This window comes from Novosphingobium sp. AAP1, from assembly GCF_001295765.1.
Classification (GTDB): domain Bacteria; phylum Pseudomonadota; class Alphaproteobacteria; order Sphingomonadales; family Sphingomonadaceae; genus Novosphingobium; species Novosphingobium capsulatum.
This window is the reverse complement of sequence record NZ_LJHO01000003.1, coordinates 99,253-113,938: the sequence shown is the minus strand read 5'-3', so window position 1 is coordinate 113,938 and position 14,686 is coordinate 99,253. Positions and strand designations below refer to the sequence as shown.

Sequence of the window (14,686 nt, the reverse complement as noted above, 5' to 3'; positions counted from 1 at the left end):
GATTGCCAGCGATGATGAGGGGGGTATAGCTGGGCCATACCCCCCAATCGTCGTGGAGCATGCCCCCCATGAAACAGGCCGCACTCACCCTTTTGCTGTCAGTGGCTCTGCCTGCTGCTGCCCTGGCCCAGGATGGCGCCGGCGTGCCGGTTCCGGCCAACCAGGCCGCCGGGTTTGACCGCATTCGCGAGAGCGATCTGCGCGCCGATCTGGGCCTGGTGGCGTCGGATGCATTGCAAGGGCGCATGTCGTTGCAGCCCGGTGACGATGCCACGGTGCAGTGGGTTGCGGCCGAATTTGCCAAGGCCGGGCTGGAACCGGCGGCGCAGGACGCCGCTGGCGCGCCGAGCTTCCTGCAAAGCGTGCCGCTGGTGGAATACCGGCCCAATGCGGCGGCCAATTTCGTGGCCCTGCGCAGCGGCAATGCCACGCGCCGCTGGCAGGCGCCGCACCTGGTGGGCGGCTATCGCGATGACGTGGATATCACCGCGCCGCTGGTCTTTGCCGGCTATGGCATCACCGCCCCTGGCGTGGGCTATGACGATTATCGCGGGATTGACGCCAAGGGGCGGATCGTGGTGGTGTTCGAGCACGAGCCGCAGGAAAACGATCCGGCCTCGCGCTTTGGCGGCACGGGCAACACCCGCTATGCCACCAACCGGGTCAAGGCCCTGAACGCGCAGGCCCATGGCGCGCTGGCGCTGGTCGTGATGGCCGAGCCCAACCGCAAGCATCCCTCGAATTTTGACCGCATGATGCGCATTGGCGGCAGCGCCAAGCGCACGCCGCCGATCCCGGCGCAGGCCCTGGTGGACGACGCGCTGCATATTCCGGTGATTACCGTGGATGATGAGGCCGGGGCGGCGCTGCTGGCCGGCACGGGGCAGAGCGCCAGTGCGCTGCAAGCGGCGATCGACCGCGCGCTGGTGCCACAATCACGCGCCGTGCCCGGGGCCGAGGTAACGCTGCACCTGGAAAACACCGTGCGATCGCGCGGGACCACCTGGAACGTCGCCGGGCTGCTCAAGGGATCGGACCCCACCCTGGCGCCCGAAACCGTGATCATCAGCGCACATCACGATCACGACGGGTCCAGCGGCCCGGAAATCTGGCACGGCGCGGATGACAATGGCTCGGGCACGGTGGGCGTGGTCGAACTGGCGCGCGCGTTCATGACCAATGGCGCGCGGCCGCGCCGATCGATCCTGTTCACGGTGTTTGCCGCCGAAGAGCGCGGGCTGCTGGGTGCCTATTACATGGCCGCCCATCCCCTGCGCCCGCTGGCGACGACGCGCGCGATGATCAATTTCGACATGATCGGCCGCAACGAGGCGCCCAGCGATCAGACCACCGGGCTGATCGACATTCCCGCTGACACCACCAATCGCCTCAACCTGATCGGCGCGGCCTATAGCCCGGATTATGCGCGCACCGTGGCCGAGGCCAACCGCAGCGTCGGGCTGGTGCTGGATGACCGGTTCGACCACGAAAACGCGCTCAACGTGTTTTTCCGCAGCGACCAGTTTCCCTTCGTGCTCAACAACATTCCCGCGTTCTGGTTCTTCACCGGTTTCCATCCCGATTATCACCACACCACCGACACGGCCGACAAGATCAACTACGGCAAGATGACGCGCATCCTCAAGCTGGCCTATCTTTCCGCCTGGCGTTTTGCCGACGAGGCAACACCGCCCGCGTTCGTTGCCGATCCCCCGGGCAAGCGTTGATCGGCAAGCCCAAAGCCAGCCAAAGGGGCGGGGTTCCAAATCCGGCCATGGTGCCTATATCGCGGGCAAGCATAAGGCTGGCGGGGTTGCCCGTGGCCTTTCCCGTTGCTGCGCGCCCCGCTTCCCGGCGATGGTGGTGCGTTGCCTAGCCAGACTAGAAGTGACCTGTTTGCCCATGACCATTTCCGTTTGCGCCCCGACCGGCCCGTGGCGCCGCTCATGCTAGCGCCGCGCCGCCGGGGGATTGCCACGGTCAACGCGGAAATCCGCGATGGCATCGTGCCTGCCGCCCACGCGCTCACCCCGGCGCGCGATCCCGGCGGGCCGGAGGCTTCGGGCGCGAACTATCGCCTGGTGGCGCTGATCGTCGCCTCGGCATTGTTCATGGAATTCGTCGACGCCACCGTGCTCGCCACCGCGCTGCCGACGATGGCGCGCGATTTCGGTGTGCGACCAGCGGAAATGAGCATTGCGCTGACCTCTTATCTGCTGGCGCTGGCGGTGTTCATCCCCGCCTCGGGCCTGCTGGCAGACCGGTTCGGATCGCGCACCGTGTTCCGCGCCGCGATTGCCTTGTTCATGGCGGGCAGCTTTGCCTGTGGCCAGGCGCCCAGCCTTTCCTTGATGGTCGCGGCGCGCTTCCTCCAAGGCATGGGCGGGGCGATGATGATCCCGGTTGGCCGGCTCGTGCTGCTGCGCAGCGTGGCCAAGCAGGATATGGTCAATGCCATGTCGTGGCTGCTGGTGCCCGCGTTGATCGGGCCGGTGATCGGGCCGCCGCTGGGCGGTTTCATCGTGACCTATCTCGATTGGCGCTGGATTTTCTACCTCAACCTGCCGGTCGGCGTGCTCGGCCTCTGGCTGGTTGGCCGCTATATTGCCAACTTCCGCGAAGACGTGCCGGCCACGATCGATTGGGCCGGCTTCGTGCTCAGCGGCGTATCGCTGGGTTGCCTGCTGTTCGGCTTTGAAATGGCCAGCCGTGCCGGCCAGGGGACACTGGCCGGCAGCCTGCTCGCGGTCGGCGCCGTCGCCGGCGTGTTCTATGTCCGCCATGCGCGCGGCCGGGAAGGGGCGATCCTCAACCTCGCGCTGTTGCAGGATCGCACATTCCGCCTGTCGGTGATTGCCGGCTCGGTCACGCGGATCACGCAAGGGGCGCAGCCATTTCTGTTGCCCTTGATGATGCAGGTGGGTTTCGGCTTTTCCGCAGCGCGCAGCGGGATGATCACGGTGGCGACGGCGATCGGCTCGCTGGCGATGAAGGCCGCTGCGCCGCGCGTGCTGCGGGCGCTGGGCTTTCGCCGCACCCTGGTGTGGAATGGCGTGATCGGCACGGCGGGTTATGCCATCTGTGGGCTGTTCGGGCCGGGCTGGCCGGTATGGGCGATGTTTGGCGTGCTGGTGCTCTCGGGCTTTTTCATGTCGTTGCAGTTCACCGCCTATAACACCATCGCCTATGACGGCATCGCCCCGCAGCAGATGAGCAGCGCCACCGCGTTCTATGCCACGTTCCAGCAGCTGATGCTGTCCTTGGGCATCTGCCTGGCGGCGGCAGCGCTGCACGTGGCGATGCTGCTGCACGGCCATGCGCGGCCGCTGCTCGACGATTTTGCCGCGGCGTTCTGGACGGTGACCGCCATATCGCTGTGCGCCACGATCTGGAACCGCCGCTTCGCGCCCGATGCCGGGGCGGAAATCAGCGGACATTCCGAATGAGCCGAACCGGTTTGGGTTAGGCGCGCACCTTAAGATATCGGGTTTTACCCGGCCAGGCGGACAGATTTTCTTCTTTGTTGCAACGCTTTGACCTATAACAATAAATAGTAATACGACCGGCCCTATGCTGCCACCCGAAGTGCAGGGATTAGGGAAAAGTTTACCCTGGTTCGTTAATTTCTTGGCAAAGGGTCGGGACAGGAAAGGGACGGGATGTGGTAGACACATCGGAAGAGGCACGGCTTGCGCTGCTGGAACGCCTGGAACTGCTCGACAGCGCGCCAGAGCAGGAATTCGACGCGGTGGTGCAACTGGCGCAGCAGCTGACGGGCTGCAAGATCGCGCTGGTTTCGCTGGTCGATGCACACCGCCAGTGGTTCAAGGCCAAGGCCGGCTTGGACGTGAACGAAACCCCGCGCGACATCGCCTTTTGCGCCCACGCCGTGGCTGCCGATGATGTGCTCGTCGTTCCCGATGCGCGGCAGGATGACCGCTTTGCGGACAATCCGCTGGTCACCGGTGCGCCCGATATCCGGTTCTACGCGGGCGTGCCGATCCATGCCGCCGAGGACGCAAGCGATGACACATCGCCGCGCCTGCCGCTGGGCACGTTGTGCGTGATCGATGACCAGCCGCGCACGATCGATCCGGCCGGACTCAAGATGCTTGGGCATTTGGCCACCTTGGTGGAAACGCTCATTTCGGCGCGGCGCACGGCCGCGCTGGCCGTACAGATGGCCGAAGAGCGCGGGCACAACTTGCGCGATCTGAGCCGCAAGCACCGGCAACTGCGCCAGGCCGAGCGCATTGCCAACATCGGCTCGTGGCGGCTGACGCTGGGGGACAACCAGCTGGAATGGTCCGACCAGACCTATGCCATTCATGAGATGGAGTGTGGCGCGGAGATATCGCTGAAAGCCGCACTCGATTTTTATGCCGAAAAGTCGCGTGAAATCCTGGTGAGCACGATCGAGCAGACGCTGGTGACGGGCGAGCCATTCGATGTCGAAGCCGATTTCACCACCGCACGTGGCAACTATCGCCGCGTGCGCAGCATGGGTGAATTGGAACTGGAAAACGGCAAGCCGGTTGCGCTGATTGGCGTTTTCCAGGACATTACCGAGCGCCACAAGATGGAAGAGGCGCTGCGCCACGCCGCCCATACCGACGATCTGACCCGGATCGCCAGCCGTGGGCGGTGCAACCAGGTGATCGATGACAGCATCAAGACGACTGCGGCCGCCGGGCAACGCTGTGCGCTGCTGCTGATCGATCTCGATCACTTCAAGGCGGTGAACGATCGCCTGGGCCACCAGGCGGGTGACGATGTGCTGCGGGTGATCGCCTCGCGCCTGCAGGCGCCCTATCTGGCCGGCAGCTTTGCCGCGCGGCTGGGCGGCGATGAATTCGTGCTGCTGATCACCGACCAGGCCCTGCTGCGCGATCTGCGCGGTCTGTTGCGCCGGCTGTTGCTCGACCTGCGCTATTCGATCCGCGCCGACAAGCAGACGTTCCGTGTTTCCGCAACGATCGGTGCTGCCTGGCTCGATGCGCAAACCGCGAGCCGCAGTGACCTGCTGCGCAATGCCGATGCCGCGCTCTATGCCGCCAAGCGCCGCGAGCGCGGCACGGCGGTGATTGCTGGGCAGGCCGTGCCGATCGCGCCGGGCCAAAGCGATGTCGCGCCGGTTGCCATCGCGCGCCAAGGCTGATCATTCAGGAAAAACCCGGCCGCACCGATCCAGATGCGGCCGGGTTCATGGTTGGCAGGCATGAAGAGGTGGGGAAACCTTAGAACTTCACGCTGCCTTCCACGCCGATAAGGCGGCGGGTGCCGGGCGTGATGAACGACCCGCCAAATTCCACCGCCGTGATCACTTCATTGAGATATTGCTTGTCGAGCAGGTTGTTGGCGAAGACCGCCAGGCTGAAGCGATCGGTCTGGATGCCGGCGCGCAGGTTGACGATGCCAAAGGCATCGCGCCGCGCCACGTCATACTTGCCATCGCCGACAAAGGCCGGCAGCTGCAGCGCCGAAATCGGCAGCAGGCCCGAAAACACCGTGGGCACCGACTGGTTCTGCACGGTGTGGAACCAGGTGGGCCCGGTCAGGCGATAATCGGCGCGGGTGAAGAAGCGCAGGTCACCGCTGATTGCCTGCTCGAACTCTCCCCCCACGTTGAGCGTGTAATCGGCGGTATAGGGAGACTTGTTGCCCACGGTATAGGGACGCGACGAGTTCTTCTTGATCTCGCTGTCGGTATAGTTGAACGATCCGAACAGCTTGATGCCCTTGACCGGCTTGACCGTGACGCTTGCCTCGATGCCCTTGAGGTCCACCCGATCGATATTCGAGACCACGCGCAACAGGCCGAAGCTGCCGACGAAGAATTCGAAGAACTGCATGTCGTGGACCTGGGTGTAATACCCGGCGAGGTCGAAGGTGAGCGCGCCATTGAGCAGATTGCCCTTGAGGCCCGCTTCCCATGCGCTCGACCATTCCTTGCGATACTGGTCGTTGACCGTGACATTGGCGCCAAAGGCGTTGACGAAGTTGTCCTTGATGATCTGCGCCGAACCCTGGTTGTTGAACCCGCCGGATTTGAAGCCGATGCCCCAGTTGGCATAGAGGTTGAATTCGCGGGTGGGCTTGTAGCTGAGCGTGACCTTGGGCTCGAACTGTTCGAAGCGGGCGTGCTTGTCGGTCAACGGGCCAAACGCCTGGCCGGGGTTGATCGGGCCGCCGGTGAAGGGATCGGTGGCGGTGGGCACCAGCGAGGACGACTTGCGATCCTCGATATCGTAGCGCAGCGCGAGGCCGGCATCGAACTTGTCATTCGGCTTCCATTCCACCGAGCCGAATGCGGCATAGACGTTGGTCTTGAAGCGGTCAGCCAGCAGCAGCGTGGTGGGGTTGGTGGAATCGGGCGCGTTGTAGAGCTGCTTGATCACGCCGTTGCCGGTATCGGCGCCCAGGCTCACGCCGACCGTGCGCTTGATGTGCAGGTAATAGCCGCCCAGTTGCCAGTTGATCGCCCCGGCATCGCCGATCAGGCGCCATTCGGTGCTGAAATCCTGCTGCTTGCGCACCTGATACTGTGTGCCGTCGCAGGTGGTCGGGCTGTAGGGGCCAAAGGTTGAACCCGTGGTCGGCGCAAAGATGAACGGCACCGGGGCCTGGCCGATGAAGCCCGGCGGATTGACCGGATAACCGGTAAGCGCCGCCGTGCTGGAAAAGCAGGAATTGACTGCGGCCTGCGCCTGGGGATTGGCGGCGCTGAGGAAGCGGCCAAAATCGGCCGAGGTGCCATCGGCGACCAGATCCTGGTTGACGTTGGAATAGAGCGCCCAGCCCACCAGCTTGATCTTGTCGGTCAGCTGATGGTCCAGCTTGATCGAGGCGTCAAAGCTGGTCTGGTCGTTGGTGGGGCGGATGTTGTTGTAGAAATGGAACGGGTGGGTGTTGACGTTCTCATAGAACGCCCCACCGAAATTGGGCAGGTGGAACGCGGCGTTGAAGGGCAAGGAGGCCCCGTGAAACTCGCTGTAGCGCGCCTTGATATCCAGCTGGGTGGGGCCGCCCTGGCCCACCATCACGCGGCCATCGACCGCCCAGTTTTCCTTGTCGTCCACCGTCTTGGAATTGGTGAAAGTGTTTTTGTAGAACCCGTCGGTCTTGTAGTAATAGCCCGCCAGGACGAAGCCGACATTGTCGGCCACTGGGCCGGCGATGTGCGCGCTCGCTTCCCAGGTGTTGTAATCGGCATAGGACAGCTTGGCCGCACCGGTCATCGTGTCGGTGGGCTTGAGCGACTGGATCACGATGGCGCCGGCGGCGGCATTGCGGCCATAGAGCGCGCCTTGCGGGCCCTTGAGCAGTTCCACCTGCTGCAGCGTGCCCTGCGGCTGGTTGAGCTGGGCGGTGTTGGTCTTGAGAATGCCATCGACCACCAGCGCGACCGAGCTTTCCGCGTCGCGCGCGCCGTTCATGCCGCGGATGTTGATCTGGGTATCGCCAGCCTCGGCCGTGCCGGTGACGATGGTGACGCCGGGCGTCAGCTTGACGAAATCCTCTGCCTTGACCGCGCCGGTGCGCTGCAGGGCATCGGCGGTGAGCACGGCGACCGATGCCGGCACATCCTGCAACCGCTCGTTCTGGCGGCGCGCGGTGACGATGATGCCGCTATCGTCGCCAGATGCGGCGCCAGACTGTGGCGCCTCTTGCGCAAAAGCGGGCGTTGTGGTGGCCATGGCGGCCAGCACCGAAACGGTGGCAAGGAAGCTCGAGTGGGAAAGTCGCATTGCATTCTCCCTGTTCGCTGGCGCGGCCCCACCCAGGGCCTGGCGCCGATATCACCCGCCGGTCTTTTTCGTGCCCCCATGGCTGACGCGGCTTGATGGATACAAATAGTATTGTATACAAATCTCAGGTCAAGGTCTTTGGAGAAGGATGTGTCACGCGCTTCTGACCGCGCCTATGAGGCGATCCGCAGCATGATCCTGTCGGGCGAACTGCCTGCCGGTGCGCAATTGGCGGAAGAGGCGCTGGCCGAGCGCTGCGGCGTATCGCGCACCCCGGTGCGCGAGGCGCTGCGCCGGCTGGAATCCGACCTTTTGGTGACGCGCACCGATACCCAGCGCAGCTTTGTGGCGGATTGGTCGATCGATGATGTGGCCGATGCGTTCGAGCTGCGCGCGATGCTGGAAGGCAAGGCCGCGCGCCGCGCCGCCGAGCGGATGAGCGATGAAGCGCTGGAGCGCATCCGCGCGGCGAATCGCCGGCTGGGCGAGGCGATTCGCAAGCCCGTGCCCGATGTCGCCGGGTTCCTTGAAGGCAATCGCGATTTCCACGCTGCGATCCTGGACGTGGCGGGATCGCGCCGCCTGGCCGCGCTGCTCGCCACACTGATCGAGCAGCCGGTGGTGTGGCGCACCGCGCATCATTACGGGCGCGAGGCGCTGCACCGCTCTTATGGCGAGCACGAAGAACTGATCGCCGCCTTTGCCCGGCGGGACGGCGCCTGGGCCGAAGCGATCATGACCGGCCACATCCTGCGCGCCTATCACGCCTATGCCGATGCACACCGCGGACTGGCCGAGCAGAGCCAGCGGGAGGCTGCCGAGTAATGTATACAGAATCCATCGAGATGGTCGAGGTTGCCCCGAGAGACGGGTTGCAGAACGAGAAGACCATGATTTCCACCGCCGACAAGATCGCGCTGGTGGAGCGGGCCATCGCGGCCGGCGCGCGGCGGATCGAGGTGACGAGCTTCGTCAATCCCAAGGCGGTGCCGCAGATGGCCGATGCCGAGGCGGTCTGCGCCGGCCTGCCGCGCCGCGACGACGTGACCTACATCGGCCTGGTGATGAACGCGCGCGGCGCGGCCCGCGCGATCGAGACCGGGCGGATCGACCAGCTGGGCGCGGTCTCGGTGGCGACCGACACCTTTGCCAAGGCCAACCAAGGCCAGACCAGCGACGGTTCGGTGGCGGCGGCCAGCGAGATCATCGCCATGGCCCGCCAGGCCGGCAAGACCGGCCAGGTGACCATTGCCGCGGCATTCGGCTGCCCGTTCGAAGGCGAAGTGAGCGAGGACCGCGTGGTGGCCATGGCCGTGGCACTGGCCCAGGCCAATCCCGTTGAAATCGGCTTGGCCGATACGATCGGCGTGGCCAACCCGGCGCATGTCGCCACGCTGGTGGGCAAAGTGCGCGCGGCGGTGCCGGCCATTCCGGTGCGGGTGCATTTCCACAACACGCGCGGCACCGGCCTGGCCAATGTCTGGGCGGCGATCGGCGCGGGCGCCGTGACGGTCGATGCCGCGATCGGTGGCCTGGGCGGTTGCCCGTTTGCGCCCGGCGCGGCCGGCAACGTTTCGACCGAGGACGTGGTCTACATGCTCGAACGCGCCGGGGTGGGTACGGGGCTGGACCTGGCCGCGCTGGTCGAGGCCAATCATTGGCTGGGCTCGGTGATGGATCGCACGCTTCCGGGCATGGTGGCCAAGGCGCCGCCTTTCCCCCGGCCGGCGCAAGCCTGAACCGCAGGATGCACCGGCACGCACGAACGCTTTTTGGAAAGGGTGGTTGATCGATGGGTTACCGGCTTGGCGTCGACGTTGGCGGCACGTTTACCGACCTCTTGCTGTTCGACACCGACAGCGGCGCGTTCTGGCGGCACAAGACGCCATCGACCCCGCACGACAGTTCCGAAGGCATTCTCAACGGTGTGACGGCGGTTTGCGCCAAGGCGGGGATCACTGCAGGCGCGATCGACTATTTCCTGCACGGCACCACTGTTGCCACCAATGCCGTGCTGGAAGGAAAGGGTGCGCGCGTGGGCCTGGTCACCACCGAAGGCTATCGCGATATCATGCAGATCGCGCGCAGCTATGTGCCCGGCGGCCTGGCGGGCTGGATCATCTGGCCCAAGCCACAGCCGCTCGCCGCGCTGGAAGATACCGTGACGGTCAAGGGCCGCATGAACGCTAAGGGCCAGGAAGTGCGCCCGCTGGACGAGGCGGACGTGCGCACGCAGCTGGCCAGGCTCAAGGCGCAAGGCGTGGAGGCGGTGACGGTCAGCCTGATCAACGCCTATGCCAACGGCGCGCACGAGGCGCGGATCGGCGAACTGGCCGCGCAGGTGCTGCCCGGCGTGCCGGTCTCGCTCAGCCACGAAGTGCTGCCCGAAATGCAGGAATACGAACGCACGCTGACCACGGTGGCCAATGCCAGCGTGCGCCCGGTGGTGGGCAAGTATGTTTCCAACCTGCGCAATCGCCTGGCGGCCGAGGGAATGACCGGCAAGCTCTCGCTGCTGCGCTCGGACGGCGGGCTGATGAGCGCGCAGAAGGCCGAGGAGCACCCGGTCAACATCCTCATGTCTGGCCCGGCGGGCGGCGTGACCGGGGCGATCTGGGTGGGGCGCAATGCCGGCATCCGCAATATCCTCACGCTCGATGTGGGCGGCACCAGCACCGACGTTGCCCTGATCGAAAACCTCGAGCCGCGCCGCCAGCGCACCACCGAAGTGGGCCACCTGTCCGTCCGCGCCTCGGCGCTGGACGTCAAGACGGTGGGCGCCGGGGGTGGCTCGATCGCTTATGTTCCCGCGCTGACCAGAGCCCTTCGGGTCGGGCCACAGAGCGCAGGAGCGGTGCCGGGGCCGGTCGCCTATGGAAAAGGCGGCACGGCCCCCACCGTAACCGATGCCAACGTCGTGCTGGGCTATCTGCCGGAAAACCTGTTGGGCGGCACGTTCCAGCTCGATCGCGAAGGCGCCAGGGCAGCGGTGCAGACCATTGCCGATGCGCTGGGTATCGGCCTGATGGAAGCGGCGCGCGGCATCATCGATATCGTCAACGAGAATATGTTCGGCGCGCTGCGCATGATTTCGGTGCAGCAGGGCTATGACCCGCGTGATTTTGCGCTGATGGGTTTTGGTGGAGCGGGGCCGCTGCATGTCAATGCCGTAGCGCGGCTGATGGGATCATGGCCGGCGGTGTCGCCGGTCAGCCCCGGCGTGCTCTGTGCGCTGGGCGATGCCACCACGCGCATGCGCACCGAAACCGCGCGATCGTGGTCGCGCCTGGCGCGCGATACCGCGCCGGCCGATCTGGTCGCTGTGCTGGAAGAAATGGCCACCCACGTGCGCGGCGAACTGCTGGCCGATGGCGTGCCCGAGGCGGAAATCACCACCAGCTTTGAAATCGACGTGCGCTATGCCGGCCAGGCCTTTGAAGTGCCGCTATCGATCACCGCGCAGACCCTGGCCGACGATGGCATTGCCGGCGTGCTCGCCCGCTTTGACGAAGAGCACAAGCGACTGTTCACGTTCAACATGGACACTCCGCACGAGATCGTGAACCTGCGCGCCGTGGCGCTGGGCCGCGCGCTCGATCTGCCGGCAGCGCCGCTCGAGCAGGGCAATGGCGATCCTTCCGCTGCCAAGATCCGCGATCATGTGCTGTGGATGGACGGGGCCGAGCAGGCCGCGGTGATCTATGATCGCGCGCGGCTCAAGGCCGGTGACGTGATCCCTGGCCCGGCGATCGTGTGCGAAATGGATTCGACCACGCTGATCGAGACCGGCTGCATCGCCACGGTCGATACCGTCGGCAACATCCTCATCACCCTGGCCTGACGAAAGGGAAGCCCGATGCCTGCAACAATCGTCCAGACCAACCACACCCCGTTTGCCAAGGTGGCGATCGATCCGGTCACGCTCGACATCATCGAGAACGCGCTGCGCAATGCCCGCGTGGAAATGGATGCCACCCTGGTGCGCACCGCGATGTCACCGGGCATTCGCGAACAGGGCGATGCCTTTCCGCTGATTGCCGATCACACCGGCAAGATGATCGTTGGCCAGTTCGGCAGCTTCATCGGCGGGTTCCTGTCCAACTATGACGGGACGCTGGAAGATGGCGACATGATCTTCCTGTCCGATCCCTATTCGGTGGATGGCGCGATCAGCCATTCCAACGATTGGCTGGTGCTGCTGCCAGTGTTCAAGGACGGGCGGCTGATCGCCTATACCTCGATGTTCGGGCACCAGAGCGACATTGGCGGCAAAGTGGTGGGATCGATGCCGATCAACGCCCGCTCCATCTATGAAGAAGGGGTGCGCATTCCGCCGGTCAAGATCTGGAAAAAGGGCGAATACAACGCCGACTTGATGAAGCTGGTGATGCACCAGACGCGCAAGCCCGATTGGTGCGCGGCAGATCTCAATGCCTTGATCGCCAGCTGCCGGGTGGCCGCGCGCCGCGTGGTGGAAATGGCCGAGCGGTTTGGCGACGATGTATATGTTTCGGCGACGCAGGAACTCTTGGCCCGCAACCACCGCGCCATGAAGACCTTGCTGGGCCAGGCGGTGAGCGAAGAGCCGGTCAGCTTTGAAGACTATATCTGCGACGATGGCATGGGCTTTGGCCCCTATCGCATCAAGTGCACGATGTGGCGCGATGGCGAGACCGTCGTGCTCGATTTCGATGGTACCGATCCGCAGAGCGTGGCCTCGATCAATTTCTATCTCAATGAAAACATGTTCAAGATGTTCTTCGGCATCTACATGATCATGGTGTTCGATCCGCAGATCCTGTTCAACGACGGGTTCTATGACCTGATCGATGTGCGCATTCCCGAAGGCAGCCTGCTCAAGCCGCGCTTTCCGGCCGCGCTATCGGGCCGCACCCATGCGCTGGGCCGGATTTTCGATATCCTGGGGGGTCTGTTGGGGCAGAAGACGCCAGAGTTTCTCAACGCCGCCGGGTTCTCGTCGTCGCCGCACCTGTTCTATGCCGGCAACGATACGCGGCCGGGCAAGGGGCACGCCTGGTTCCAGCTGTTCCAGATCGGCTTTGGCGGCATTCCCGGCCGGCCGCTTGGCGATGGGCCGGATGGCCATTCGCTGTGGCCGGGCTTTACCAACGTGCCCAACGAGTTTCTCGAACGCTATTTCCCGATGATGATCGAGCGCTATTCCACCGAGCCGGATTCGGGCGGGGCGGGGCTGCATCGCGGCGGCAACGGCATTCACATGACCTATCGTTTCCTGAGTGCGGGCACGATCGCGATCCATGACGATCGCTGGTTCGTGCCGCCATGGGGCGTGAACGGTGGCGATCCGGGCAAGCGCGCGCGCAAGATCCTGGAAAAGGCCGATGGCAGCCAGGTGATCGTGGGCAACAAGGTGGAAGACCTGGCGGTGGAGGAAGGCGACCAGCTGCACTTCATCACCTGGGGCGGCGGTGGCTGGGGCGATCCGCTGGCGCGCGATCCGGCGCTGGTGGGCAAGGAGATCGTCCAGGGGCTGGTCACGCCGCAGGGCGCGCGCGCCTATGGCGTGGTGGCCGATGACGCCGGCGTGGTTGACGCGGCCGCGACGCAGGCCCTGCGCGACGCGATGATGGCCGACCGGGGCGGCGCCTTGCCGGTGTTCAACACCGGGCCGGGGCTTGATGCCCTGCGCGCGGCCTGCCAGGCGGAAACCGGGTTGCCGGCGCCCATCCCGCCGGTGTGGCCGCAAGCAGAAGCGGCGGAGTGACCATGACCAAAGGTGCTTTGCAGGATATCCGCGTCGTCGAACTGGGCCAGCTCCTGGCCGGGCCGTTCTGCGGCCAGTTGCTGGGCGACATGGGCGCCGACGTGATCAAGGTGGAACCGCCGCTCACCGGCGATCCCATGCGCGAGTGGGGCCAGGGCAACGAAAAGGTGCAGTGGGAAGTGATCGCGCGCAACAAGCGCTCGGTCAGTGCCAACTTGCGCGTGCCCGAAGGCCAGGCGCTGGTCAGGCGGCTGATCGCCCACGCCGATGTCGTGATCGAGAACTTCAAGCCCGGCACGCTGGAAAAGTGGGGCATGGGACCTGACGTGCTGCTGGCCGAATTTCCGCATCTGATCATCGCGCGCATGTCGGGCTATGGCCAGACCGGCCCCTATTCCGATCGCGCCGGCTTTGGCGGGATTGGCGAGGCGATGGGCGGGTGGCGCTATATCGTGGGTGAACCCGATCGCCCGCCCAGCCGCATGGGCGTGTCGATCGGCGATACGCTGACCGCCACGTATGGCTGCATGGGCGTGCTGGCCGCGCTGCACGTGAAGGACAAGACCGGGCAAGGCCAGGTGATCGACACCGCGCTCTATGAAAGCGTGCTGCAGGTGATGGAAGGCCTGGTGCCGGAATACGATCGCATGGGCCTGATCCGCGAGCGGTCTGGCTCCATCCTCAAGGGTATCGCGCCGTCCAACGTCTATTCCTGCAAGGATGGCGAGTTCATGATCGGCGCCAACAAGGATTCGCTGTGGAAGCGCCTGGCCACGGCGATGGGCCGGGCGGAACTGGGCGATGATCCGCGCTATGCCACGCATCTGGCGCGGGGCGAAAACCAGACCGAGCTGGACGCGCTGATCAATGCCTGGACCAGCACGCTGACCATGGACGAGGTCGACGCGCTGATGATCGCGCATTCGATCCCCGCCGGCCGCGTCTATCGCGCCCCCGACATGCTGGACGATCCGCATTTCCAGGCGCGCGAGGCGATCATCGAGGTGGAGACCGAGCGGTTCGGCCCGCTCAAGATGCAATCGACGTTCCCCAAGTTTTCCGCCACGCCCGGCGGCGTGCGCCGCCCGGCACCATCGGTGGTGGGGCAGCATAATGCGGAAATCTATGGCGAATTGCTGGGCCTGGGTGCCGATGACCTGGACGACCTGGCCGCGCGCGGGGTGATCTGAGG

The 14,686-nt window shown here is 65.0% G+C and carries 9 protein-coding genes; 8 read left to right on the top strand and 1 reads right to left on the bottom strand.

Going from position 1 to position 14,686, the window contains the following annotated elements; all coding sequences use genetic code 11:
• Positions 1-68: 68 nt before the first annotated feature.
• The 3 genes from IP65_RS07830 (at position 69) to IP65_RS07820 (ending at position 5,158) form a co-directional block, all read left to right on the top strand.
• Positions 69-1,727 carry a M20/M25/M40 family metallo-hydrolase gene (locus tag IP65_RS07830; protein ID WP_054131324.1) on the top strand — a complete coding sequence of 553 codons (1,659 nt, stop codon included), beginning with the start codon at positions 69-71 and terminating at the stop codon, positions 1,725-1,727.
• A gap of 219 nt (positions 1,728-1,946) precedes the next feature.
• Positions 1,947-3,446, top strand: coding sequence for an MDR family MFS transporter (locus tag IP65_RS07825; protein ID WP_054131323.1), 1,500 nt, complete (start codon positions 1,947-1,949; stop codon positions 3,444-3,446).
• 215 nt (positions 3,447-3,661) lie between these two features.
• Positions 3,662-5,158, top strand: a complete 1,497-nt coding sequence (locus IP65_RS07820; protein WP_231627607.1) for a diguanylate cyclase domain-containing protein — start codon at positions 3,662-3,664, stop codon at positions 5,156-5,158.
• A gap of 79 nt (positions 5,159-5,237) precedes the next feature.
• Here IP65_RS07820 and IP65_RS07815 read toward each other — a convergent pair whose 3' ends face one another.
• Positions 5,238-7,748 carry a TonB-dependent receptor gene (locus IP65_RS07815; RefSeq protein ID WP_082349936.1) on the bottom strand — a complete coding sequence of 837 codons (2,511 nt, stop codon included), beginning with the start codon at positions 7,746-7,748 and terminating at the stop codon, positions 5,238-5,240.
• A gap of 150 nt (positions 7,749-7,898) precedes the next feature.
• Between IP65_RS07815 and IP65_RS07810 the strand changes: the two genes are divergently transcribed.
• From IP65_RS07810 to IP65_RS07790, 5 genes are read left to right on the top strand one after another with little or no spacing between them, the layout of a single operon-like run.
• Positions 7,899-8,573, top strand: a complete 675-nt coding sequence (locus IP65_RS07810; protein ID WP_054131539.1) for a GntR family transcriptional regulator — start codon at positions 7,899-7,901, stop codon at positions 8,571-8,573.
• The gene (locus IP65_RS07805) at positions 8,573-9,487 is read left to right on the top strand and encodes a hydroxymethylglutaryl-CoA lyase (RefSeq protein WP_054131322.1); all 915 of its coding nucleotides are present in this window, start codon (positions 8,573-8,575) and stop codon (positions 9,485-9,487) included. The genes IP65_RS07810 and IP65_RS07805 overlap by 1 nt, the downstream gene beginning before the upstream one ends.
• Positions 9,488-9,540: 53 nt before the next feature.
• On the top strand, positions 9,541-11,589 hold the full coding sequence (locus IP65_RS07800; RefSeq protein ID WP_054131321.1) for a hydantoinase/oxoprolinase family protein: 2,049 nt from the start codon (positions 9,541-9,543) through the stop codon (positions 11,587-11,589).
• A gap of 15 nt (positions 11,590-11,604) precedes the next feature.
• Positions 11,605-13,494 carry a hydantoinase B/oxoprolinase family protein gene (locus IP65_RS07795; RefSeq protein ID WP_022678582.1) on the top strand — a complete coding sequence of 630 codons (1,890 nt, stop codon included), beginning with the start codon at positions 11,605-11,607 and terminating at the stop codon, positions 13,492-13,494.
• A gap of 2 nt (positions 13,495-13,496) precedes the next feature.
• A complete protein-coding gene (locus IP65_RS07790) occupies positions 13,497-14,684 on the top strand; it encodes a CaiB/BaiF CoA-transferase family protein (RefSeq protein WP_043611360.1) in 1,188 nt (395 codons plus the stop codon).
• The last annotated feature ends 2 nt before the right edge of the window (positions 14,685-14,686 follow it).

What these genes read in the sequence shown, in the direction of transcription:
- IP65_RS07815 (WP_082349936.1), bottom strand. Translation starts at nt 7,748, where the DNA reads ATGCGACTTTCCCACTCGAGCTTCCTTGCCACCGTTTCGGTGCTGGCC.
- IP65_RS07830 (WP_054131324.1), top strand. Translation starts at nt 69, where the DNA reads ATGAAACAGGCCGCACTCACCCTTTTGCTGTCAGTGGCTCTGCCTGCT.
- IP65_RS07795 (WP_022678582.1), top strand. Translation starts at nt 11,605, where the DNA reads ATGCCTGCAACAATCGTCCAGACCAACCACACCCCGTTTGCCAAGGTG.
- IP65_RS07800 (WP_054131321.1), top strand. Translation starts at nt 9,541, where the DNA reads ATGGGTTACCGGCTTGGCGTCGACGTTGGCGGCACGTTTACCGACCTC.
- IP65_RS07825 (WP_054131323.1), top strand. Translation starts at nt 1,947, where the DNA reads ATGCTAGCGCCGCGCCGCCGGGGGATTGCCACGGTCAACGCGGAAATC.
- IP65_RS07790 (WP_043611360.1), top strand. Translation starts at nt 13,497, where the DNA reads ATGACCAAAGGTGCTTTGCAGGATATCCGCGTCGTCGAACTGGGCCAG.
- IP65_RS07805 (WP_054131322.1), top strand. Translation starts at nt 8,573, where the DNA reads ATGTATACAGAATCCATCGAGATGGTCGAGGTTGCCCCGAGAGACGGG.